The sequence below is a fragment of the Haladaptatus sp. ZSTT2 genome (genome assembly GCF_037081775.1).
GTDB lineage: Archaea > Halobacteriota > Halobacteria > Halobacteriales > Halococcaceae > QDMS2.
Genome location: NZ_JBAMHQ010000001.1, coordinates 391,686 through 415,816 on the forward strand (window position 1 = coordinate 391,686; position 24,131 = coordinate 415,816).

General features: G+C 60.2%; 20 protein-coding genes. 10 read left to right on the forward strand and 10 right to left on the reverse strand.

What is annotated here, in order from left to right:
* Nucleotides 1-30: 30 nt before the first annotated feature.
* Both V5N13_RS02040 and V5N13_RS02045 read left to right on the forward strand, forming a co-directional pair.
* Nucleotides 31-732, forward strand: a complete 702-nt coding sequence (locus V5N13_RS02040) for an MBL fold metallo-hydrolase (RefSeq protein ID WP_336359415.1) — start codon at nt 31-33, stop codon at nt 730-732.
* 39 nt (nt 733-771) lie between these two features.
* The gene (locus V5N13_RS02045; protein WP_336359416.1) at nt 772-1,659 is read left to right on the forward strand and encodes a halocarboxylic acid dehydrogenase DehI family protein; all 888 of its coding nucleotides are present in this window, start codon (nt 772-774) and stop codon (nt 1,657-1,659) included.
* Here V5N13_RS02045 and V5N13_RS02050 read toward each other — a convergent pair.
* Nucleotides 1,652-2,746 (reverse strand): DNA topoisomerase IV subunit A, encoded by a 1,095-nt coding sequence (locus V5N13_RS02050; protein WP_332899177.1) that lies wholly within the window; start codon nt 2,744-2,746, stop codon nt 1,652-1,654. The genes V5N13_RS02045 and V5N13_RS02050 overlap by 8 nt on opposite strands.
* Nucleotides 2,743-5,166, reverse strand: coding sequence for a DNA topoisomerase VI subunit B (locus V5N13_RS02055; protein WP_336359417.1), 2,424 nt, complete (start codon nt 5,164-5,166; stop codon nt 2,743-2,745). The genes V5N13_RS02050 and V5N13_RS02055 overlap by 4 nt, the downstream gene beginning before the upstream one ends.
* Nucleotides 5,167-5,427: 261 nt before the next feature.
* Between V5N13_RS02055 and gyrB the strand changes: the two genes are divergently transcribed.
* The 4 genes from gyrB to V5N13_RS02075 all read left to right on the forward strand — a co-directional run bounded on the left by gyrB (nt 5,428) and on the right by V5N13_RS02075 (nt 11,800).
* Nucleotides 5,428-7,344: a DNA topoisomerase (ATP-hydrolyzing) subunit B gene (gene gyrB / locus V5N13_RS02060; RefSeq protein WP_336359418.1), complete on the forward strand. Its 1,917-nt coding sequence runs from the start codon at nt 5,428-5,430 to the stop codon at nt 7,342-7,344.
* Nucleotides 7,345-9,861: a DNA gyrase subunit A gene (gene gyrA, locus V5N13_RS02065; protein ID WP_336359419.1), complete on the forward strand. Its 2,517-nt coding sequence runs from the start codon at nt 7,345-7,347 to the stop codon at nt 9,859-9,861. It begins immediately after the preceding gene.
* 64 nt (nt 9,862-9,925) lie between these two features.
* A complete protein-coding gene (gene trpB, locus V5N13_RS02070; protein WP_336359420.1) occupies nt 9,926-11,095 on the forward strand; it encodes a tryptophan synthase subunit beta in 1,170 nt (389 codons plus the stop codon).
* Between the two features lie 213 nt (nt 11,096-11,308).
* Nucleotides 11,309-11,800: a helix-turn-helix transcriptional regulator gene (locus V5N13_RS02075; RefSeq protein WP_336359421.1), complete on the forward strand. Its 492-nt coding sequence runs from the start codon at nt 11,309-11,311 to the stop codon at nt 11,798-11,800.
* A gap of 1 nt (nt 11,801) precedes the next feature.
* On the opposite strand, the gene rocF is transcribed toward V5N13_RS02075, so the two are convergent.
* Both rocF and V5N13_RS02085 read right to left on the reverse strand, forming a co-directional pair.
* Entirely contained in the window at nt 11,802-12,722 is a 921-nt protein-coding gene (gene rocF / locus V5N13_RS02080) for an arginase (RefSeq protein WP_336359422.1), read from the reverse strand.
* Between the two features lie 39 nt (nt 12,723-12,761).
* A complete protein-coding gene (locus V5N13_RS02085; RefSeq protein ID WP_336359423.1) occupies nt 12,762-13,679 on the reverse strand; it encodes an NAD-dependent epimerase/dehydratase family protein in 918 nt (305 codons plus the stop codon).
* 167 nt (nt 13,680-13,846) lie between these two features.
* Between V5N13_RS02085 and V5N13_RS02090 the strand changes: the two genes are divergently transcribed.
* The 3 genes from V5N13_RS02090 (at nt 13,847) to V5N13_RS02100 (ending at nt 16,944) form a co-directional block, all read left to right on the forward strand.
* Nucleotides 13,847-14,380, forward strand: a complete 534-nt coding sequence (locus V5N13_RS02090) for an Rrf2 family transcriptional regulator (protein WP_332899185.1) — start codon at nt 13,847-13,849, stop codon at nt 14,378-14,380.
* A 136-nt stretch (nt 14,381-14,516) separates the two neighbouring features.
* A complete protein-coding gene (locus V5N13_RS02095; RefSeq protein WP_336359424.1) occupies nt 14,517-15,674 on the forward strand; it encodes an NAD(P)/FAD-dependent oxidoreductase in 1,158 nt (385 codons plus the stop codon).
* A gap of 271 nt (nt 15,675-15,945) precedes the next feature.
* Nucleotides 15,946-16,944 (forward strand): SMP-30/gluconolactonase/LRE family protein, encoded by a 999-nt coding sequence (locus tag V5N13_RS02100; protein WP_336359425.1) that lies wholly within the window; start codon nt 15,946-15,948, stop codon nt 16,942-16,944.
* A gap of 24 nt (nt 16,945-16,968) precedes the next feature.
* Here V5N13_RS02100 and V5N13_RS02105 read toward each other — a convergent pair whose 3' ends face one another.
* Nucleotides 16,969-17,784, reverse strand: a complete 816-nt coding sequence (locus V5N13_RS02105; RefSeq protein WP_336359426.1) for a nucleoside phosphorylase — start codon at nt 17,782-17,784, stop codon at nt 16,969-16,971.
* Nucleotides 17,784-18,170, reverse strand: a complete 387-nt coding sequence (gene cdd / locus V5N13_RS02110; RefSeq protein ID WP_336359427.1) for a cytidine deaminase — start codon at nt 18,168-18,170, stop codon at nt 17,784-17,786. Before cdd ends, V5N13_RS02105 begins: the two co-directional genes overlap by 1 nt.
* 147 nt (nt 18,171-18,317) lie before the next feature.
* Between cdd and V5N13_RS02115 the strand changes: the two genes are divergently transcribed.
* The gene (locus V5N13_RS02115) at nt 18,318-19,073 is read left to right on the forward strand and encodes an SDR family oxidoreductase (protein WP_336359428.1); all 756 of its coding nucleotides are present in this window, start codon (nt 18,318-18,320) and stop codon (nt 19,071-19,073) included.
* 16 nt (nt 19,074-19,089) lie between these two features.
* On the opposite strand, the gene V5N13_RS02120 is transcribed toward V5N13_RS02115, so the two are convergent.
* From V5N13_RS02120 to V5N13_RS02135, 4 genes are all read right to left on the reverse strand, one after another.
* Nucleotides 19,090-20,163 (reverse strand): ABC transporter permease, encoded by a 1,074-nt coding sequence (locus tag V5N13_RS02120; RefSeq protein ID WP_336359429.1) that lies wholly within the window; start codon nt 20,161-20,163, stop codon nt 19,090-19,092.
* Nucleotides 20,160-21,314 carry an ABC transporter permease gene (locus V5N13_RS02125; protein ID WP_442905087.1) on the reverse strand — a complete coding sequence of 385 codons (1,155 nt, stop codon included), beginning with the start codon at nt 21,312-21,314 and terminating at the stop codon, nt 20,160-20,162. Before V5N13_RS02125 ends, V5N13_RS02120 begins: the two co-directional genes overlap by 4 nt.
* Nucleotides 21,315-21,343: 29 nt before the next feature.
* Nucleotides 21,344-22,891 carry an ABC transporter ATP-binding protein gene (locus tag V5N13_RS02130; protein WP_336359431.1) on the reverse strand — a complete coding sequence of 516 codons (1,548 nt, stop codon included), beginning with the start codon at nt 22,889-22,891 and terminating at the stop codon, nt 21,344-21,346.
* A gap of 65 nt (nt 22,892-22,956) precedes the next feature.
* Nucleotides 22,957-24,072 carry a BMP family lipoprotein gene (locus V5N13_RS02135; protein WP_336359432.1) on the reverse strand — a complete coding sequence of 372 codons (1,116 nt, stop codon included), beginning with the start codon at nt 24,070-24,072 and terminating at the stop codon, nt 22,957-22,959.
* Between the last annotated feature and the right edge of the window lie 59 nt (nt 24,073-24,131).

Sequence of the window (24,131 nt, forward strand, 5' to 3'; positions counted from 1 at the left end):
TTCTTTGCCGTCGATTTCGAACCTTCGGGTATGACCTTCAGACACGACGGCCTGCTCGTCGATTGGCTCGGCTATGCAACTGTACGTCTCGAAGCAGAAGACGGAACGGTCGTCTACTTCGACCCCGGACGATACGGTGTTTTAGACGACTACAACGCCCGAGACGGCGACGTGGTCTGTGTCACCCACGCCCACCACTATGACTCGGATGGCATCGATCGCGTGGCGAAAGAAGATGCGACGGTCGTCATTTTCGAAAACATCAATCACCGTTTCATCGAGCGCGACGTGATGGACGTGAACCGCCTTCCTTACGAAGTGCGAAAGGTGGACGACGAGTCCGACATTGCCGTGGACGACGTTATCATTCGCTCCTTTGCTGCCTACAACGACCCCGACGGGCCACACGTCCGCGAAAACGGCGAGCCGTACCACAAAGAAGGGATGGGCGTTGGCTACCTCGTCACGCTCTCCGGCATCAACGTGTTCTGGCCGGGCGACACCGACGTGTTGGAGGGGCACGAGCGCCTCGACGTGTCGCTGTTCCTGCCACCGATTGGTGGGAGTTTCACGATGGACCGCCACGAAGCCGCCGACCTCGCAGAAGCGCTCTATCCCGACCTCGTCTGCCCGATTCACTACAACACGTTCGAGGCAATCGAAACCGACAGCAAAGCGTTCGCTGGTGACGTGGCGTCGCGGGGCGTGCCGGTCGTGCTTGATGAACGCTGAGGCGAGAAGGCCTAACTCAGTCGCCTGTGAAGATGTGTCATGGACACCACCAAACAGGTGTACGAAGCTGCGGCGTCGGGTTGGCAACACGGCCTGTACGCCGACATCAAACACACCTTTCGCGCGCCACTCGTCAACTGGATTTTTCGAACGACGATGGCGAACGAACCCGAGTTTCTACGGTACGCGTGGGGGCAGGTAAAGCCCGTTTTTGAAACCAAGACGTTCGCTGACTTTTCGGTCACCTACCGGGATACCATCCTCGCGGAACTCGAAACTGGGCACGAACTCCCCGGGTACGAACCCACAGATGTGGGGCTCACGCCCTCGGCGTTTCGGGAGTTACGGGGCCAAGTCGCTACGTTCGACATCGTCGCGCCCCGGCTCGCCATCCTCTTCGAGACGATGGATCGCGGGCTGAACGACGGCGACGTGGGCACGACCCCGGACATGAGCGAAGCCGCGTGTGCGCCGTTTCCTCACGGCCTCGACCGAAATCGGGGTCTCGCACCGACGATGCTCCCGCAGGGGCAGGTTCCCGACGACGCCCAGCCAGCCATCGACGGCCTCACCGAGTTTCACGGCCTCGGCGACAGCCTCCCCAGTATCTACCGGTGTCTCGGCCAGTGGCCCAGCTATCTCGACACCGCGTGGCACGACCTCAAGCCAGTTCTCGAAGGCGACGCCTTCGAACAGGCGGTGACCGAGAGCGAAGCGCTGAAGGGATCGTTCGTCGAAGGCGTCGCCTTCAGGCCACAGCTCGACCCGACGACGCTCCGGGCTGTCGGGTTCACCGAGACGACCATAGCCGATGTCCAAGACCTCTTTTCATCGTTCAACGGCGGCGCGGTCAGGACGGTCATCCCGGCGTTGCCGCTTTTTGCGAAAACGGTGGGTGCAGAGGGAAAAAGAAACGCCCTTAGATGATGTCCATCGCAGAGAGGCGCTCTGGCAGGTAGGTGTCGGTCACGAAGTCAAGTCCGCGCGAGGCGAGTGCCTGCTGTTCCGCCTTCTTGTCGATATCGAGTTGGAGTTCGATTTGTTCCGTCCAGTACTCAGATTGGAAGCGCGGGTCTTCGAGTTCGCTTTCCAGCGCGTTGCGGTCTGAGTCGCTGAGCGGGTCGGTCGGCAGGTCGTATTTCACGATATCTTCTGGTTGGATGCCAACGAACTTCGCGTCGGGCGTGGCCAGATATTTAGAGAGGTGAGCGCTCTTAATCGAGCCGTACGCCACCGAACCGAAGATGCGGTACGACCACGGGTCGCCGTCTGTGAACACCACGACGGGCAGGTCGAGTTCGTTGTGCAGGCGCTTGGTGATGCGGCGAGTTGCCCGCGCGGGTTGGCCCTTCAGATGGACGACGATGACGTTGTACTCCTCGTCGAAGCCGTTTTCGACCAGTCGGTCGCGCATACCACCGGTCTCCACGCAGAGGATGAAGTCCGCGTCGTGGTCTAAAAACTCGATGGTGTCGGGGTTGTTCGGAATCTGGTAGCCGCCTTCGCCAACGTCCTTCTGGCAGTGGATGTCGCGTTCGCCACGGCGGGTCTGTTCGCGGAGGAACAGCGGCCCCATGAGCGTCGCCCCCGACTCTTCGGGGCGCATGTGCAGGTCTTCACGGGTGACGTTCGAGACGATTTCTAAGTCTTCGATGAGCTGGTTCGATTCGTCCTGACTGGAGAACTGCGCTTCCTCCTCGTTCCACGATTCAGAGAGGTAGTACAACTCACGAAGGGTGGACGAACGGTCTTCGTCTAGCTGCTGGGCGAGGAAGTCGATGGTGTAGACGGCTTTGAGCAGTTTGCGCGCTCCGCGGACGCTGTTGGCGCTCCGGGTACTCTTTCGGTCGCCGTACACCCAGACACCGAGGTCGTCGTCATAGACGATGTTGCTCTTCGTCCGGGTCGGAATCTGCATCTTCGGGATGTCGCCCCCGGCGAACTGGTCGTAGAACGATGCGGCGAGGTCGATGAGTTGCTCGCGGGCAACGTCGTCGTTTTTACTTGGACTCATGCGTTTACTGTCAGGCGTTCATTCTCGACCCCGCTCACGCTGAGGTCGAACGATGCGTCTTCGTCTGCCACTTTGTACTTGAGCACGGCGTCGTCGCCCGCGCTCACGTCGGCGGCCCACTTGATGAACCACTCGCCGTCCATCTCGACGACAGTTGCGCCCTTCGAGACGCTCTGTGGCTCTGCGGTGACGATGTCGGTGATTTCGAGGCTCGCGTTCACGTTCGAATGGTTTTCGACCACTACTTCGACCGTACCGTCCTCGACGTTTCGCTCGACGAGGACGTTGTTCATGATGCGCGCCATCGAGTCGTCGATGACGAGCGGCGGGCGCTTCGTGACCTCTGAGAGCTTCGTCGCCATCTTCGGGAGGATGGATGCGAGAACGTCCTGTTTGCGCTGGCGCTTCTGGAGTGACCGGCGCTTTTTCAAGTAGGATTTGAGTTCGCGGGCCGCCTCGCGGATGGCGAGTTCGATTTCGTCGTGAATCTCCGGGACGTTCGCGAGCGCGTCTTTCGACTCGCTCGTAAACGGCACGTTGGTCGAAGCGACGTGCACCATGATGACGGCGGGCCCTTTCGGCAGGCCGCTGCCACCGGGTTGGTCTAAGCCGTAATTGCGCCAGCCAATGGACTTGGTGACTTCCGTGATGGTACACGCCCCCTGTTGGTAGACGAGCGGGACGCGGTTTGCGAAACGGAGCAGTTCGACGGTCCCCTCTGCGGGCAGGTCGCCGCCGTAGGCGATACCGGCTTCTACGATGAACGGGTCGCCGCCGTGGACATCGGCGTCGCGGGTCGCAGCCGAGTAGAAGTCCGCGTCGAACTCCTTTTTCAGCCCGGCGAGCAGCAGGTCGTCTGTAATCGGTGAGAGACACGTCGTTGGCGGCGCCATGATGTCGGCTTCGCGCATCCCTTCGAGCAGTTCACTTGCCGTGTCGCGGTTTCCGGCGACTTCCTTGACCGGCGGGAGGTCCTCAGTGACCGTCTTCATGATGCGCCAGAGTGCGTCTACGATGTTGTTTCGCGCCGTCTCTCCGACGGTCGTGTCTTCGCGTTTTTGGGTCTGTTCTGCGGCGCGATCGACGAACGACCGGAGGGTTTTGAGCGTCGCACGGTCGCGTTCGTTCTCACCGCCGAATTTGTTCGCAATACGCTCTGAAAGGCTGTAAACGACGGCGTCGTCCTTGCGGCTGGTCGTCGCCTCGTCCACGAGCGAGTAGATGTCCGAAACACGGTTCGCGGTGAGAACCTCCCATGCCGCCGCAACCGCGTTCTTGCGGACGGTTTTGCCGAACGTCGGGTCGAACGAGTCCTCAGTTTCGTCTGCCACGTCTGCGACGACACGTTCGAGGTTGGTGTAAGAGACGCGCTCCATCCCGGCGATTCGAGAGGCAACCGTCTCTGCGAAGGATTCGGTTGGTTTCTCGCCCTTGTTGACGACGGCTTCTGCGATGGCCGCTTCGAGCGTCGTGACTTCTGGATTCTCTTCTGTGCCAAGTTGCACTTCCTCAGTCGCACCCGGCGGCGTCCACGCCATCTCGCGGCCGAAGTGGCGGTCGCGGAAGTTTTCTAAGATGCTTTCTGCCGTTTTCTTCCCGACGCGAGTGAACTCCTCTTGGAGGAATCCGGAGACGGAGTGCGACGCCGTCCCATCGAGCATCTTGAGCAGCGTCCCGAGTTCGACGCCATGTGGGTGAGGCCGAATCTCTTCGGTCTCTGCGGGGAGTTGGTCGGTCGCGCGCTCGAACTTGAACGTCTCCTCCGGTTCGCGCATCTCGATGCGGGCGTGGGGGTTCACGACCGCGGTGTGTTTGATGTAGCTGTGGAGGTTCGCTCGAGCACGCATGTTGGCTTCCATCTCCAACTCGATGCGCGTGCCGTGTGGGCGGTCCCACGTCGTTTCGCGTTCGGCCTGAATCTCCGGTTCGTTCGTGTCGGTGTCGATGATGAGTTCGAAGTATTTTGCTTCGGCACTGCCTTTCGTCCGACTCGTGATTTTCGCGGGTTTCCCGGAGGTGAGCTGTGAGTAAAGGACGGCCGCAGAGATACCGATACCCTGCTGCCCACGGGACTGTTCGCGCTTGTGGAAGCGCGACCCGTAGAGCAGTTTCCCGAACACCTTCGGGATTTGCTCGCCCGTAATGCCAGGCCCGTTGTCCTCGATGATGAGACGATAGTAGTCTCCCACCTCGGCGATTTCTACGTAGATGTCGGGAAGGAGTCCGGCCTCCTCGGTGGCGTCGAGGGCGTTGTCGACAGCCTCCTTTACAGCAGTGACCAGTCCGCGGGCACCGCTGTCGAATCCGAGCATATGCTTGTTCTTCTCGAAGAACTCAGCGATGGAGATCTCGCGCTGGCTTTGAGCCAGCTCTTCTGCGATCCCCTCGCCCTCGCCGAGTGTCGATTGGAACGAGGTCATTGAGTGGTAGATTAACGTGGGGGCATTAAAACGCCCGCGGTAGTAGAGTGAAAGTGAACGTCGTGTCTGAACTGGTACACGTTTTGGGCCTGTCGCTCATTCAGTTCGACTCCCCGTAGAGAGCACCGCCGTCTCAGGCCGTCTCCACCGGGATTAATTCCCTGACAGATTGCGTGCGAAATCGGAGGACGAAACTTACTTTCGCGCCCGCGCGTGCGAGGGGTTTATGACCCCTGCAACCCAAGCGAGAAACAGATTCTAATGTCCGATGAAGGCGAGTATGGCGCTGGCCAGATTCAAGTCCTCGAAGGGCTCGAAGCCGTTCAAAAACGGCCAGCGATGTACATCGGTTCGACAGATGCCCGTGGGTTACACCACCTGGTCTATGAAGTCGTGGATAACTCCATCGACGAAGCGTTGGCCGGGTACTGTGACACCATCGAAGTCACCATCCACGAAGACAACTCGGTGAGCGTCTCAGACGACGGGCGCGGGATTCCGGTCGACACGCACGCGGAGTACGACCGCCCGGCGCTCGAAGTCATCATGACGGTGCTCCACGCGGGTGGGAAGTTCGACAACAAATCCTACCAGGTGTCCGGTGGCCTCCACGGCGTCGGCGTGAGCGTTGTCAACGCGCTCTCACAAGTCCTCGAAGTCGAGGTCAAACGCGACGGCGCGGTCTGGAACCAGCGCTACGAGCGCGGCAAGCCCGTCACTGACCTCGAACGAGTTCGTGAGATGAACCCTGATGAGGAGACGGGAACGACCATCCACTTCTGGCCGGACACCGAGATTTTCGAGACGGGCGAGTACAACTACTCGACGCTCGAAAACCGGCTTCGTGAGCTCGCGTTCCTCAACTCCGGGGTCACGATTACGCTCACAGACGAGCGAAAAGACGGCCGCTCTGAGACGTTCATGTTCGAAGGCGGCATCCGCGAGTTCGTCGAGTTCTTAAACGAGACGAAAACCAACCTCCACAACGACGTCATCTACTACGCCGACGAACAGGACGGCATCCACGTCGAAATCGCCGTCCAAGGCACGGAGGAACTCCAGGAGTCCATCCACGCCTTTGCCAACAACATCAACACCCGCGAGGGCGGTACCCACCTCACTGGCTTTAAAACCGCCCTCACGCGCGTCGTCAACGACTACGCGACGAAAAACAACCTCATCTCCGACCTCGACAACAATCTGAAAGGCAGTGACATCCGTGAGGGTATCACCGCCGTCATCAGCGTCAAACACCCCGACCCGCAGTTCGAGGGGCAGACGAAGACGAAACTCGGCAACAGCGAGGTTCGTGGCATCGTCGAAAGCATCACGCACACGCAACTGTCCACGTTCTTCGAGGAGAATCCGGACACGGCACAGGCCATCGTCATGAAGGCCGTCGAAGCCGCGAAAGCCCGGATGGCCGCCAAAAAGGCAGAGGAACTCACCCGCCGCAAGAACGCACTCGGCTCAGGGTCGCTGCCAGGCAAACTCGCTGACTGCCAGACACGCGACCCAAAGAAGTCAGAGCTGTTCGTGGTGGAGGGTGACTCCGCCGGTGGCTCTGCAAAGCAGGGACGCAACCCCGAGTTCCAGGCCATCCTCCCCCTCCGTGGGAAGATTATCAACGTCGAGAAACACCGCTTAGACCGCATCCTTGAGAACAACGAGATTCGCGCGCTGATTACCGCCATCGGGACGGGAATCGGTGACGAGTTCGACATCGAGGACGCACGCTACCACAAAATCGTCATGATGACGGACGCAGACGTGGACGGCGCGCACATTCGGACGCTCTTGCTCACCTTCCTCTACCGACACATGCGACCGTTGCTCGAAGCAGGCTATGTGTACGCCGCCCAGCCGCCACTCTATCGCATCCGGTATAAGGGCGAGACGTACGACGTGATGACTGAAGCAGAACGCGAGAAGGTCGTAGAAGAGAAATGCAACGGGAAAGCCGAGAACGTCCAGCGGTTCAAGGGCCTCGGTGAGATGAACCCCGAACAGCTCTGGCAGACGACGATGAACCCGGAGAACCGCATCTTAAAACGCATCACCATTGAAGACGCTGCCGCCGCAGACCGGATGTTCTCCGTGCTGATGGGCGACTCCGTCGGGCCGCGAAAGAAGTTCATCCAAGACCACGCGAAGAACGCCGAATGGGTTGATATCTAAATGAGTTCTGACGTACCTTCTGACGAGCCTGCAGACATTCACTCGACCGTCCTCATCGAGGACGAGATGGAACAGTCCTACATCGACTACGCGATGAGCGTCATCGTCGGTCGTGCCCTCCCCTCGGTCGAAGACGGCCTGAAACCCGTCCACCGCCGGATTCTGTACGCGATGCACGAGATGGGGCTGTCGAGTGGGTCTAGCCACCGGAAAGCGTCGAGTATCGTCGGGCAGACGATGGGTAACTATCACCCACACGGCGACAGCGCCATCTACGACGCGCTCGCCCGGATGGCCCAAGACTTCTCGCTTCGCTATCCGCTCATCGACGGGCAGGGGAACTTCGGCTCGATAGACGGCGACCCACCGGCCGCGATGCGGTATACGGAAGCGCGGATGAGTTCCATCGCGGAGGAACTCCTTTCTGACATCGAGAAGGACACGGTTGACTTCTCGGGCAACTACGACGACCGCTTGCAGGAACCGGACGTGCTTCCGTCTGCGATTCCGAACCTCCTGCTCAACGGTTCGTCGGGGATTGCTGTGGGGATGTCGACGAACATTCCACCCCACAATCTGGGCGAGGTCATCGACGCAACCGTCGAACTCATCGACAACCCCGAATCGTCTATCCAGGACTTGATGGAGTACGTCGAAGGGCCGGACTTCCCGACCGGCGCAAACATCGTCGGCCGCCAAGGCATCTACAACGCCTACACCACCGGCCGCGGTCGGCTGCGTGTCCGTGCAGAGTTCGAGGTCGAAGAGAACGAGAAAGGTCGCGACCGCATCATCATTACGGAGATTCCGTATCAGGAGAACAAGTCGCGGCTCATTGAGCGGATTGCAGACAACGTAAACGACGGCACGATAGACGGGATTTCAGACCTCCGCGACGAATCCGACCGCGAAGGGATTCGCGTCGTCATCGAACTCAAGCACAACGCGAACACGGACATCGTTCGCAACCAACTGCTCGAACACCACTTGGAGTCCACCTTCGGCGTCATCAACCTCGCGCTGGTCGACGGCCAGCCGCGTGTTCTGACGCTCAAAGAGATGCTCGAACACTACGTCGAGCACCGCAAAGATGTCGTCCGGCGGCGCTCTGAGTTCGAACTCAACGAGGCAGAAGAGCGCGCCCACATCTTAGAGGGGCGGCTGATTGCCTTAGAGAACGTCGAGGAAGTCGTCGAGACCATCCGTAATTCGGAAGACCGCGATGCGGCGAAGACCGGGCTTCAAGCGAACTTCGAACTCTCCGAAAAGCAGTCTGAACACATCGTTCGGATGCAACTCGGGAGCCTCACGTCCCTTGAATCACAAGAAATCGAGACGGAGTACGAGGACGTGCTCGAAACCATCGAGCGACTCGAAACCATCCTCGGTAACGAAGACGAACTGCTCTCGGTCATCAAGGGCGAACTGCTCGACATCAAAGAGAAGTACGACGACGACCGCCGTACTTCGATTGTCGAGGACTACGGCACGGTCACCCACGAAGACCTCATCCCGCAGGAAGACGTGCTCGTCGTCATCACCGAGGATGACTACGTCAAACGAATGCCCGTAGACCGCTTCGACGCCCAAGGCCGCGGCGGCAAGGGCATCATCGGGACGAATCTCAAAGAGGGCGACCAGGTGTCGAAGGTGTTCATGGCGAACACCCACGACTACCTCCTCGCCTTTACGAATCAGGGGCAGGTCTACCAGCTCAAGACCTACGAAATTCCGGAAGTCGGCCGGACGGCGCGCGGAAAATCCGCCGTGAACCTGCTCAAACTCGACAAGGGCGAGGAGATTACGGCCGTCGTCAACACCGACGACTTCTCAGAAGAGGAGTTCCTCACCTTCGCCACGAAACACGGCTACGTGAAGCGAACCGGTGCGGACAACTTCACCAACATCCTCTCGACGGGGATTCGCGCCATCCGCTTAGAAGACGGCGACGAGCTCGTGGACGTGGAGATTACGGACGGTAAATCCGACCTGCTGATTGCGACGGCAGGCGGCATGTCCATCCGTTTCGAGGAGACGGACGCTCGCGCCATGGGCCGCACCGCCCGCGGGGTCAACGGCATCAAGCTCTCGGGTGACGACACTGTCGCTGGCCTCATCGCCGCGGACGAATCGGCAGACCTCCTCACCGTGACCGAAAACGGCTACGGCAAGCGCACGCCAATCAGCAAGTACCGCACCCAATCGCGCTACGGCAAGGGGCTCATCGACATCAAGACCAACGAGCGAAACGGCAAGGTGACCGCCATCAAGTCGGTGACCGACGACGACGACGTGGTCGTGATGAGCGACGACGGCCAAATCATGCGCACCCACGTCGCAGACATCTCAGAGGTTGGCCGCAACACGATGGGCGTCATCGTGATGCGCCTCTCTGACGGTGATAAGGTGGCGAGCGTGGACGTGATTCCACCGCTCGACGCACGCGAGGGCGCGAAAGACGACGAAGAAGACGCGGACGCAGACGAGAAAGCGGAAGAAGTGGAAGCCGACGAGTAAGCCCCCGGCAACCGCTGTCGCCGACCATACATTTTTGTGCACTGTTGTACATTGGCTTGCTACCATGCAACACAACTCGGGAGACAATCCCGGCAAATTCGGCACGTTCGGCGGGCGACACGTTCCAGAGCCGCTCGAAGAACCGCTCGCACAACTGGGAGAGGCATTCGACGAGATTGCGAACTCACCAGAGTTCAGAGCCGAGTTTTACGACTTGCTCACGAAGTACGCGGGTCGGGAGACACCGTTGTACTACGCCGAAAATCTCTCTGCAGAGTACGGCGCGGACATCTACCTCAAACGCGAAGACCTGCTCCACGGCGGGGCGCACAAAATCAACAACGCGCTCGGGCAGGCGTTGCTCGCAAAGAAGGCGGGGAAGACGCGGCTCATCGCGGAGACGGGCGCGGGCCAACACGGCACGGCGACCGCCATGGTCGGGGCGCTGTTCGGCCTCGAAACCGAGATTTACATGGGGAAAAAGGATGTCGAGCGCCAGAAGATGAACGTCTTCCGGATGCGACTCATGGGCGCGACCGTGAACGAGGTCACCCGCGGCGGGTCGGGACTCGCAGACGCCGTCGACGCCGCGCTCGAAGACTTCGCGGGGAACATGGAAGACACGCACTACCTCGTCGGCTCTGCGGTCGGACCCGACCCCTTCCCGCGGATGGTGCGCGAGTTCCAGTCGGTGATTGGCGAAGAAGCCCGCGCCCAGATTCTCGACCAGACGGGGAGCCTGCCGGATGCGGCGGTCGCCTGCGTCGGCGGCGGGTCGAACGCGATTGGCCTGTTTCACGCCTTCCGTGACGACGACGTGAAATTCTACGGCGGCGAGGGCGGCGGTGAAGGCGGCGACTCGAAGCGCCACGCCGCGCCGCTCGCTTCGGGGAAAGACGGCGTCATCCACGGGATGGCCACGCGCGTCATCGAAGACGACGTGGAGGTTCACTCGGTCTCTGCCGGACTCGACTATCCGGGCGTCGGCCCCGAACACGCCATGTTCCGGGCGGTTGGCCGGTGTGAGTATCGCGCCATCACCGACGACGAAGCAATCGACGCCTTCCGGACGTTGAGCGAGACGGAGGGAATCATTCCGGCACTCGAAAGCAGTCACGCGCTCGCCCTCGCAAAGCAGGTTGCACCAGACCACGACACCATCATCGTCAACCTGAGCGGGCGCGGCGACAAGGATATGGAGCAGGCCGCCTCGCTGCTCGACCTCGGCGCCTGACCGCACTGGTGTCGAAGCGTCGGCGTACGAAGAAGGGCAGCCATATTCCCCACAAGAATACCGCCCGACTGCGTGCGTTTGTCGAAGATTTCTTTCGGTGAAACCTATTATTTTTTGTAGTAGTGTTACGACCAGAGTGACAAGGTACCGCCAGTTTATTCAGGCTCCAATAGGCACCCGGTGCCGGTCGCTGGCAGCCGTACCACCCTAACAATGCCACTGGACAAAAACCGGTTTAAAGACCTCTGGGGCGACCTCAATGACGTCCTAGAGGAGTTTATCGAAACGCCCGTTGGTGGTCGCAAGCCAGCCGACGAGGAGCCGAACGTATCTGACGAGACGCAAGAATCAACCAATGGTTCACCTGACTCGCCGCTCGACCAGCTCATCTCGAGTGAGTCGAAGTCGAAAGCAGACATCGTCCTCGAAACAGGGATGACGCCCGCGGAGTTGCTCGTCGAACTGCTCGGTGAGTACGACGGCCAGATGCGCCAACAGCAAGTCGTCAATGCGACGGGCTGGTCTGAAGCCTCGGTGAGTCGCCTGCTTATGAAGATGGAACAGACAGAGCGAATCACCCGCGTGCAGATTGGCAATGAAAAAGTCGTGTATCTCCCCGACCACATCCCCGAGGCGGCCAAACACCCCTTCCAGCGAATCGCAGACGAAGAAACACCCCGAGACAGAACCGTAAACCGGAGCTAAGCTACAAAATCCGCTTCCCGAGGACGCTTGCGGCAAGTTCGGTGGCGAGTTCTGCCGTTTCGTTGTGTTCGTCGAGAATCGGATTCACTTCGACGATTTCGAGCGAGCGCATGAAGTCGGTTGCCTTGTTTTCTGCGGCCACGATTTCGAGCGCTGCGTGTGCCTCGCGGTAGGTTACCCCGCCGCGAACCGGCGTCCCGACGCCGGGTGCTTCGTTTGGGTCGAGCCAGTCCATATCGAGGCTGACGTGGACGCCATCGACGCCATCGCGGGCGATCTCGATGGCATCTTCGACCACGGCTGAGACGCCACGTTCGTCGATATCGGACATCGTGAACGCGGTGATATCGCTTTCACGGATGGCCGCTCTCTCTGCGTCATCGACGCTTCTGAGGCCGACGATGACGATGTTTTCCTCACTGACGTTCGGAGCGTGTGCCCAGTCTGCGTCAGCAAATTCGTCGCGGCCGAGCACCGCCGCGAGGGGCATCCCGTGGACGTTTCCACTTGGGGAGGTCGAAGGGGTGTTGAAGTCGCCGTGAGCGTCGAACCAGATGACACCGAGGCTCGCATCCCTCGCGGCACCGGCCATCGTTCCAATCGCAATCGAGTGGTCGCCGCCAAGAACAAGTGGGAACTCGCCTGCGGCGAGCGCCGAGGCAACGTTGTCCGCGAGTCGAGTACACACCGTCGCCGTTTCATCGAGATACTTCGCCTTCCCGTGTTTTGGCTCACCGGCCTCCGGGTCGCGCAGGTGGGCGTGTGGGACGGCGATGTCACCCGCATCGTCACAGGCGACATCGATTCTGGCCAGTCGGTCTACGAGGCCTGCGTATCGAATCGCAGAAGGACCCATATCGACGCCACGTCGGTCTGCACCGAGGTCCATGGGAACCCCGATGAGTCGTGCTGTTTGCTGCATACGAACCACTACACGACACGGCCTGAAAAAGGGGGCCGATTACTGGTACTGCGCGCAGACGAGTTCTAAGCCTTCCTCGAACGAAATCTCTGGCTCCCAACCAGTCTCGGTTTTCATTTTCGAGCTGTCGGCCATCGTGTCGTGGACGTACACGTCCTCAGGGATGGGATTCTCGATGTACTCTGGTTCAACACTCGTTCCAAGCACCTCGTTCAATTTCTCGACGAGCGTGTTGGTGGTGTAGCTCTCACCCGTCCCAAGGTTGTAGATGCCGTCGAGTTCGTGGTCAGCAGCGAGTTCGAGGCCCCGAACGATGTCCGAGACGTGGGTGAAATCCCGGGTTTGGGTGCCGTCGCCGTAGATGACCGGCGCGTCGCCGTGAGCGAGGTCGTCTGCGAACTGGGCAATCAGGTTTGCGTACTCGCCTTTGTGTGCTTCTGCGCCGCCGTACCCCTGGTACACCGAGAAAAACCGCATACCAGCCATGTGCATGTCGTAGTGGTGTGAGAAGTACTCACCGTAGCGTTCCCGAGCGAGTTTCGAGGCTTCATAGCCTGTGCGCGCCGAGACCGGCATCGACTCGGGCGAGGGTTCGGTTCGGTTGCCGTAAATCGAAGAGGTCGAAGCGTACACCACGGTGTCACACCCGTCAAGGCGCGCCTGATTTACGGTGTTGACAAATCCTTCGACGTTGACGCGAGCGCCGGTTACCGGGTCGTCTTCGTGCATCGGATACGAGGAGAGTGCCGCGAGGTGAAACACGACGTCCACGTCGGTTGGGAGGTCGTCGTCGAGGACGCTTGCGTCCACGAATTCGACGGCCGAATCGAGGTTTTCTGGCGTCCCAAGATAACAGTCATCGACGGCAATCACGTCGTTGTCAGTGGCGAGGTGATTGGCGAGGTTCGAGCCGATGAATCCGGCTCCACCAGTCACGAGCACACGCATATCGTTCATTACCACAGCTAGATAGATGTGGGTGCAAAGAGGTACCGGAAACGAGACTTCGACGTCAATCTGTCCCGTCGCCTGCCCGCAATTTCTGTCACTAATCTAGGGCGTATCCGGTCGATTTATCACATACTATCCGCCGCCTTTAAGGAAATCTATCACGAAAGACGCCTATGTCATCAATTGAGCTGACCCCGAGCCAGAAACGCATCCTCTCTGCCCTGATTAACCTCCATCGCCAGACCGAGGACGCAGTAAAGGGCGAAGACATCGCGGCGGAAGTCGACCGGAATCCGGGCACAATTCGCAACCAGATGCAGAGCCTAAAAGCCCTTCAGTTGGTCGAAGGTGTCCCCGGCCCGAAAGGCGGCTATAAGCCAACCGCAAACGCCTACGAGGCCCTCGAAATCCAGGACATGGACCAGCCCGCAGAGGTGCCGCTGTTCCACAACGGCGAGTCCGTAGACGGCGCGAACGTCACCCAAATCAACCTTTCGAGCGTCCACCATCCAGAACTCTGTCGCGCAGAGATTTCGCTTCGCGGCTCCATCCGCGAGTTCCACGAAGGCGACGAGGTCATCGTTGGCCCGACGCCCCTCTCGAAACTCGTCATCGAAGGCGTCGTCGACGGCAAAGACGACACGGACAACGTCCTCATCCTGACAATCGACGACATGAAAGCGCCCGTCGGCGAGCCAAAGAAGTAACCTTCCCACTCTCATTTCAGTTTCTTCGCGGCGAGTGGCGACACGCTGCTAATTGGTGGCAATACTCAGTGAAATCGGCCGCGGACGGCGTGACGATTCCAAAGCCTTTGTATCTCAGGACTTCGGAGTTGCCACCATGACCGAGAATATCGTGGTGCTCGGCGCGGGCTACGCCGGCGCAGCCGCGATTCAGAGCCTAGAAGCCGAGGTTGATAACGCAGATATTACCTGGATTTCGAAAGAGGACTACCACCTCGTCCTCCACGAAGTCCATCGTTGCATCCGCGATCCGAGCGTCCGGGACAAGATTTCGCTCCCCATCGCGGACATCAAATCCCCGAGCACGCGCTTCATCAAAGCGGCAGTCGAGTCCGTCGATACCGACGACCGCGAAATCGATCTCGACGATGGCTCGACCGTCGATTACGACTACCTCGTCGTCGGACTCGGCTCGAAGACGGCCTACTACGGGATCCCGGGCTTAGAAGAGAACTCCCTTACGCTCAAAGGCCTCGACGACGCCCTCGAAATCCACAACCAAGTGAAAGACGCCGCCCGCGAGGCCTCCCGCAACGACCCCGCCAAAATCGTCATCGGCGGCGCTGGGCTGTCGGGCATCCAGACGGCGGGTGAACTCGCGGAGTTCCGCGACATGCACCGCGCCCCACTCGAGATTTACCTCGTCGAGGCGATGGAGGAAATCTTCCCCGGGCAAGACCCAGAAATCCAAGGTGCCCTCCGCAAGCGCCTCCTCGAAGCCGACATCAACATCCTCACGAACGACCCAATCACCGAAGCCGCAGAGGACACCATCTATTTCGACGAGGGAGAACCCCTCGAGTACGATGTCTTCGTCTGGACCGGCGGCATCACGGGACAGGACGCCCTCGAAGAGGCGAACGTCGAGAAGAACCACAACCGCGTGAACGCAGACGCGACGTTCCAGACCTCGGACGAGCGCGTGTTCGCCCTCGGTGACTCGGCGATCGTCGACCAGCTCAACTCAGAGCGCCCCGCCCCGCCAACGGCACAGGCTGCGTGGCAGGCTGGCGGCGTCATCGGCGAGAACGTCGCTCGCGCCATGAACGGGCAGGCGCTCACCTCGTGGAGCTACAAGGACAAGGGAACAGTCGTCTCCGTCGGCGACGACGCCGTTGCCCACAACGTCATGATGGTGCCAATCGGCACGTTCGGCGGCCCTGCGGCAAAAGTGCTGAAGAAGTCTATCGCTACCCGGTGGATTGCTGACGTGACCTCGGTGGGTCGCGCCGTGTCCGCCTGGGGCGACATGTAGACGTCGGGAATCTCGTTTTTCTACTGTTATCTTCGAGTCACCGAGTGCAGACGCCGGATTTGTAACTCGTTTCAGGACTGTTCACCGTGATTGCGACCGACCCCGGCCGAATGTCACCGCCCGTTGTCTGTCTCGATTAACTGCGGATTACAGTGGTGTGTTTGGCATAACAATGGTACAGACTGGCAACCTCTAGGATAGGGACTAGAGGCACACAGGACCTGACGAGCACCTGACGCACCTCTAGAGCCACAACAAAGGGGTGGAAATTATGACAGAACTCATTTCACGAAGAGCAGTTCTCAGAACAATCGGCATGGGCGGCCTCGTTCTCACGATGGGGTCGGCAAAAGCCGGCGAGTGTGGCGGTGTCGAGATATTGTTGAATTTCGACCCAGGGAGCGGACAACTCCCAGAGAACCTCGCGGTCGATAGACGGGGAAACAAGTACATCGGCATGTCCTCACTCGGTGAACTCTGGAAAGTTCCCGCCGATAATACAACTGCATCACCGCTTGCGGTATTCGATATTGGCGCAGGATTCGGCGTGCTTGGCGTGACGGTCACTCCACAGGGAACCGCCTTCGTCTGCTTGTTGACCGGCGTTGGTGAGGGCGACGATTCTGCCGATACCCACGGTATCTGGAAAGTGGAGCGGGATGGAACCAAATCCCTCTTTGCCCCCCTTCCGCCAACCACCTTCCCGAACGACCTCATGCCGTTCAGAGACGGATTCCTCGTCACGGATTCGACTGGCGGCGCAGTATGGTACGTGACCGAGGGGGCCACCACCCCCTGGGTCACTTCTGAACTGCTCGAAGGAACCGGATCGTTCGGCTTTGGCTTCCCTATCGGCGCAAACGGCATCGTCCGTGGCAAAGACGGAGCAATTTACGTCGGCGTCGCAGAGCAGGGACACATCGTACGGATTCCGGTTAGCCAGGATGGGAGTGCAGGAACACCCGAACTATTCGTCGCAGACGACCGGATTTTTGGGTGTGACGGCATCACCATCGACAACCGTGGAAATCTCTACGTCGCGGTTATCGCGCAGAACACGATTGTTCGGGTGAACACAGACAAGTCGGTGAAAACGCTGGCGACCGAATCTGACGGCCTCGATAGTCCTTCAGACGTGGCGTTCGGAACGTCCGGGAATGAACAGAAATCGCTGTTCATCACCAACTTTGCGCTGCTCAACACGGAGAACCCGATGCCGGGACTTGCAACACTTCGCGTGGGGATTCCCGGGCGGCCCGTAAACGGGTGACCGAGCTGAAAATAGCCGATCGCCTTATTCCAGCGGAAGGCCCGGATGCCACTGGTCGGCTCCGGCCTCTTTCGCGGCTTCGTCCATCTTCGCTAAGAGTTTCACCGCGAGCGACGCCGTCTCCGCTGCACGGCCTTCGCCTTCGGTGCGGAACTCTCCTGTCACTCGGTTCGCGTAAACGGTACAGACCGCCCCGGCGCGAAGCCCGTAGATGTTGGCGATGGTCATGATGGCAGAGGCCTCCATCTCGATGTTCTTCACGTTCGCGTCTTTGAGTTCCGCTATCATTTCTTCTGCCCCGCGGGCTTCGAAGCCTTCGAACCCGGCGCGACCCTGCCCGGCGTAGAAGCTGTCTGCGGACATCGTAATTCCCGTGTGGTAGTCGTAGTCGAGGCGTTCTGCGGCCGCAATCAAGGCCATGACGACCTGCTGGTCTGCGACGGCGGGGTAGTCCTCGCGGACGTATTCGGAACTCGTGCCTTCTTGGCGGACGCCGCCCGTCGTAATCACGAGGTCGCCAACGTCCATCTCGGGCTGGATTGCACCACACGAGCCGACGCGGATGAACGTGTCCACGCCGATGCGCGCGAGTTCTTCGACGGCGATGGCGGCAGAGGGACTGCCGATACCCGTAGAGGTGACACTGATTGGTGCGCCGTCGTAGCTGCCCGTCGCGGTGCGATATTCGCGGTGTGCGCCGCGAATCTCGAAGTCGTCCCAGAACTGGGTAATCTTCTCGACGCGGTCTGGGTCGCCGGGAAGGAGCACGGCGTTTGCAACGTCGTCAGAGCCGACGCCGAGGTGGTACTGTACGTCGTCGTTTGGGTCTTCTGCGTCCATTATTTGAGGTGGGATTCGGTGATGGTGTTCGGGAGCAGTTCACCGAGGGTGTACTCGGTCACGTCTTCGCCCTCATCACAGAGCACGGTGAGGTTGGGGTCACAGAACTCAGAGAGTGTCTGGCGACACATGCCACAGGGCGTGACGCCGTCGCGTCGTCCGGAGCTGACGGCGATACGGACGAAGTCGCGGTGGCCGTTTTTCACGGCTTCTGCGATGGCGACTTCCTCTGCATGCAGCGAGTTCGAGTAGTTCGCGTTCTCCAGATTACAGCCGGTGAACACGGTTCCGTCCGCAGTTTCTACGGCCGCACCCACGCGATAGTCGGAGTACGGCACGTGCGCCGCAGACTGAATCTCGCGGGCGGCTTCGATGAGGGCGTCCATGCGGGAACTACGAGGAGGCGGTAAAAATAGCCACCGTGATGGGCTGAAACGTGTCGGGTGCGAAAAGTGATTGAACAGTCAGGAAACCGTGAAACTGAAAGAATATTGATGTACCGTAGTGCCCTCTAGGGGGTGGGGTAGAATCCAATGAATGGAATCGAGGGGAAGGTAGCGATTGTGACGGGAGCGAGTTCGGGGATTGGCCGCGCCACAGCGATGCGGTTTGCCGAAGAAGGCGCGAACGTCGTCGTCGGGGATGTTCTTGAAGACGGCGGGCAAGAGACGGTCGATATGATAACCGACGCGGGCGGCGAGGCGACGTTTGTCCGGGTCGATGTGACCAACGACGCGGACGTGAAAGCGCTCGTTGAGACGACGCTCGATGTGTACGGCGGCCTTGATTTCGCCCACAACAACGCCGGTATCGAAGGCAAGATGTCACAACTCGCAGACACCCCGGACGACGACTGGGCGCGCGTCATCGACGTGAACCTGACCGGCGTCTGGCGCTGCATGAAACACGAGATTCCGGTGATGATTGAACGCGGTGGCGGAGCCATCGTCAACACCTCGTCGGTCGCCGGGCTGATGGCCGCCGGGGGCGGGCCATACGTGGCGAGCAAACACGGTATCATCGGCCTCACGCGGGTTGCAGCCGTCGAATACGCCAAACAGGGCATCCGCGTGAACGCGGTCTGTCCGGGCGTCGTTGACACGCCAATGGTAAGCCGGGCCGCAGAAGACACGCCGGAACTCATCGACCAGTTCGTCGCCATGCAACCGCTCGGGCGGATGGCAGAGCCAAACGAAATTGCGAGCGCTGTCGTGTTCCTCTGTAGCGACGACGCCTCGTTCATCACGGCGCATCCGCTCCCGGTCGATGGTGGCTTGCTGTCTATCTGAGAAAAGGGGTTTCGCGTTAGTCTTCGCCCGAGTCGTAGTGCTCACCAGCCGCGGCTGGCAGGCGCGTGCGGCCGACGAGCGCGAGAACTACGATGACGAGGACGAACGGAATCATCTGGATGATGGATTTCGGGATGCCGATACCGAGAATCTGCAGGCGGAACTGTAGGGCTTCGAGCGTGGCGAACAGCAGCGAAGCAAGGAACGTCCCGACTGGGTTGTAGTTCCCGAACAGGTAGGCGGTAATGGCGATGAAGCCACGACCGTTGACGATGGTCGCGCCGCCGCCGGTGAACTTCCCGACGAGCACGAGCGAGAGTGCCGCGCCGCCGATGCCGGTGAGTGCTCCGGAGAGCAGGACGCTCCCGTAGCGCACGCGGCGCACGTCAATGCCCGCGGTGTCGAGTGCCTTCGGATTCTCACCGCTCGCGCGAATCCACTGCCCGAACGGCGTGTGGTAGAGGAAGTACCACGAGGCGGGCACGGCGATGAGCAGCATGTACACCGTCGGGTTCGCGTCGAACAGGATTGGCCCGACAACGGGAATCTGTGAGAGGCCCGGAATCGCAACCGTACTCAGGGTGTTCACGCTCGGGGAGTCGAACTGGCTGAACAGGACTTGGGCGGCGAACGGGCCGAGGCCGAGTGCAATCAGCCAGACGGCGAGGCCCGCGATAATCTGGTCTGCCTCTAAGTCGATGGTGACCACGGCAAACAGCAGGGAGAGCAGGATGCTCGTGAAGACGCCGATGGCGAAGCCGACCCACACCATGGTCTCCGAGGCCGCACCGGGGTCGTTCGTCAGGAGGGCGATACTCGCCGCGCCCGCGAACGCGGAGACGATGAGCAGACCTTCGAGGCCGATGTTGATGACGCCCGACTTCTCTGCGAACAGGCCGCCAAGGGCGGCGAATGCGATTGGAACCGCGGTGCGGAGCGCGGCAGACGCGAGGTTGCCGTCGATGAGGGCAAACACGTCGCCCGCCGTCTCTGGGTCGGTGACGGCAAGCGCGAGGACGGCGACCACTGCGAGGACGCCAGCGCCGAGTGCGACTTTGCCGCGTTTGTCGAGTTGTTGGTATCGGTTCATTGGTCTTCACCGCCGTCGGTTGCGACGGCCGTCTTCGAGCCGACGTTGAATCGCGTGCCGAGCATGCGGAAGAACTCCGGCATGGCGACGAACAGGATGATGAGGCCACGAAGGACGCCCACCAACTGTGAGGGCACGTCAAGGTTGAAGTCGATTGCAACGCGCCCGACTTTGAGCATGCCGAACAGGAACGCCGCAAAGATGGCTCCCACCGGGTTGTTCCCGGCGAGGATGGAGACGGTGATGCCGTCGAACCCGAACGCGGGAGCCGTTGGCATCCAGCGACCGGTCACCATCAGGATGTACACTGCCCCGGCGATGCCGCCGAGCGCACCCGACAGGCCCATCGAAATGACGGTCATCTTCTTCGCGCTCACGCCGCTGTAGGCGGCCGCGCCTTCCTGTATCCCGCTGATGCGCAGGTCGTAGCCAAACGCCGTGCGTGCGAGGAACCACGTCATCGCGACGACGAGGGTGAGTGCAATCGCAAGCGCGACGAGCGAGAAGTCACCCGGGAATACCGAGGAGTCGAGCATCGCGTAGTCCGGAATCCGCGCCGTCTGCGTGTTGTTCGTGCTGTTCGGGTCTTTGAACCACGTCGAGACGATGAGCAGCGAGAGGAACGTCGCGATGAAGTTCAACATGATGGTCGTGATGACCTCGTTTGCCTCTGCGTAGGCTTTGAGCGCACCCGGAATCGCGCCATAGAGGCCGCCGATGAGCGCGCCGACGAACAGCCCGAGTGGAATCAGGATGAGGCCACCAGCGAGTCCGCCGGGAAGCGACGGGGCGAGCAGCGGGACGGTGATAGCCGTCGCCATCGAACCCATGACGAACTGCCCCTGCGTCCCGATGTTGAACAGGCCAGCGCGGAACGCGAGTGCGACCGACAGCCCGGTGAGCAGGAGAATCGTCGTCTGCTGGAGCGTCTCACCGAACACACCCGCATTCGAGAACGGCCCGGTGAACAGTTCGAGATACACCGAGACGGGGTTGTAACACGAGTAGCCCACGCCCGGGAAGAACAGGACTGGTTGTGAACACTCTGCGACGAAACCGGCGGCGAGCACAACGATGCCGCCGACGAAAATCGACGCGATGAGCGCGGCGATGCTGATGACGATGCGTTCTATGTTCGAGGCGGTCGTCATTCGCGCGACGGCGGCTTCGAACTGCTGTTTCACGAGCCATCACCTCCGTCGAATCCGGCGGGGTACTCTCCGGCCATGAGCAAGCCGAGTTCTTCTTCGGTCACGTCTTCGGGGTCTACTATCGCCATAAATTCGCCGTCGTGCATCACCGCAAGCCGGTCTGAGAGCTGGGTGACTTCTTCGAGTTTCGAGGAGACGAGTAAGACAGCAGTGCCCTCGTTTCTGAGGTCGATGAGCTGGTCGTGGATGAACTCAATCGACCCCACGTCCACGCCGCGGGTCGGATGGGCGGCGACGACGAAGTCGGGATTTCGCTTGAACTCACGACCGACGATGAACTTCTGTTGGTTCCCGCCCGAGAGCGACTCTGCGGTCGCGCGCTTGTCCGGCGGTCGCACGTCGTACTCGTCGATGATTTCTGCGGCGTGATTCTCGGTGTAGTCCCAGTCGATACGCACGCCGCTCGCAAACGGCGCTGTGTGCTGGTTACCAAGGGCGGCGTTCTGGATGAGGTCGTAGTCCATGACGACCCCGCTTTCTTGCCGGTCTTCGGGGATGTAGGACATCCCGCGCTCGATGCGCTCTCTGCGTGGGAGGTCGGTGATGGTCTCGCCCTGATAGACGATGTCGCCCGTATCAATCGACGACAGCCCGGTGACGGCGTTGATGAGTTCTGACTGGCCGTTGCCGTCGACGCCTGCAATGCCAAACACCTCTCCCGACTTCACTTCGAAGGCTAAATCGGTGAGTTTCGCCACGCCGCGGTCGTCGCGCACGCTCACCGACTCGACGCCGAGCACCTGCTCGCCGGGGTCTGCGGCCGTTTTATCGACTTCGAGCATGACCTCGCGGCCGACCATCAGCTCTGCGAGTTCTTCACGGCTCGTGGTGTTCGCATCGACGCTGCCGACGTTCTTGCCGTCGCGGAGAACGGTGATGTCGTCTGCGGCTTCCATCGCCTCGCCCAACTTGTGCGAGATGAAGATGATGGTCTTTCCTTGGTCGGTCAGTTCGTCGAACACGGTGAACAACTCCTCGACCTCTTGGGGGGTGAGGACGGCTGTTGGCTCGTCTAGGATGAGGATGTCTGCGCCACGGTAGAGGGCTTTCAGAATCTCGACGCGCTGTTGTTCACCGACGCTCACCGATTCGAGTGGCGCGGTGGGGTTTACGTCGAATCCGTATCTGTCTGCGAGTTCGGTGACTTCTGCGATGGCCTTCTTCCGGTCCATCGACAGGCCGAACCACTTTCGTGGCTCGTTCCCGAGGACGACGTTGTCTGCGACGGTCATCGGGTCGACCAGCATGAAGTGCTGGTGAATCATCCCGATGCCGGTCTTGATGGCGTCGCGGGGGGAGGAAAAGTCGCGGGGAGTGCCGTTTATGTTGACGGTGCCCTCGTTTGGTTTGTACAGTCCGTAGAGGACGTTCATCAGGGTCGTCTTTCCGGCACCGTTCTCACCGAGCAGCGCGTGGACGCTTCCTTGCTCGACGGTCAGGTCGACATTGTCGTTGGCAACTACGCCCGGAAACCGCTTCGTAATCCCGGCTAGTCGTACGGCTGGTGTCTCACTCATTGAAATAGTTCCGCTAGTTTGCCCGAGGCTTCGGCGGGTTCAGGCAAGTATTGAACGGTTTCCGATTACAGTTCGGACGGAACCGTAATCTCGCCGTCTACGATCTGCTGTTTGCTCTTTTCGAGTTTGCTCTTTACGTCCTCGGGGATGGCGCTGCCGAGTTCTTGGCCGTACACTGCCTCGACACCGCCTTCGTCGAGACCGAGACGGTTTTCGACGCCACCTTCGAAGTTGCCGTTGACGACGGCTTCGACCGACTCGTACACGGCGAGGTCGACGTGCTTGACCATACTCGCGAGGATGACGTTCTTGTATTCGGCGTTGGATTTCGACTGGTCTGCGTCGACACCCATGGCGAAGCGCCCTTTCTGGCGGGCGGCCTGGAAGACACCGAGGCCGGTGCCACCTGCGGCGTGATAGACGATGTCCGCGCCGTTTTCGTACATCGTGAGTGCGATTTCCTTGCCCTTTGCGGGGTCGTTGAACGCGCCTGCGTAGGCGGACTGGACTTCGATGCTGTCGTCGTGGTGGGCGACACCTGCTTTGAAGCCAGCGAGGAACTTTTCGATGAGCGGAATCTCGAAGCCACCGACGAAGCCAACGGACTTCTCGTCTGGCTTCGTGGAACTCTCGCCTGCACTGAACTCTTGGGTCGTGAGCAGTGCCGTGAGGTAGCCAATCTGGAACGAGCCTTGGTGCTCTTTGAAGCGGTAGTTTGCGACGTTGCCGAGCATCTCACCGTCTTCGGTCTGCGCGGTTTCGTCGATAAGGACGAAACTCTGGTCTGGGAACTCCTGTGCGTTTGCGACCATGCCGTCTTTCTGGACGAAGCCGACGCCCGTCACGAGGTCGTAGTTTGGGCTGTCGGACTGCGCGAACCGCTTCTGGAGGTCGCCAACCTGTGAGGCTTCCTCTGGCTCTGCGTTCTCGTACTCGACGTTGTACTCTTCTGCGGCTTGTTTGACGCCCTGGTGGGCCATGTCGTTGAAGGACTTGTCACCGAGACCGCCGGTGGCGTAGACCATACCCACGTTGACTGGGTCTTCGCCGCCGTCGCCACCGTCGCCGCCGTCGGTGGATTCGCTGTCAGAGGTTGAGTTTGTGTTGGTGGTACAACCGGCGAGGCCAGCGACACCGAGGGCACTCGCTGCTTTGAGGAATCGTCTGCGGTCGACAGGCATGTCTCACAAAAGAAACGAAGAACTGTATAAATCGTTCGTTTTAGTTTACAGTATGTGCT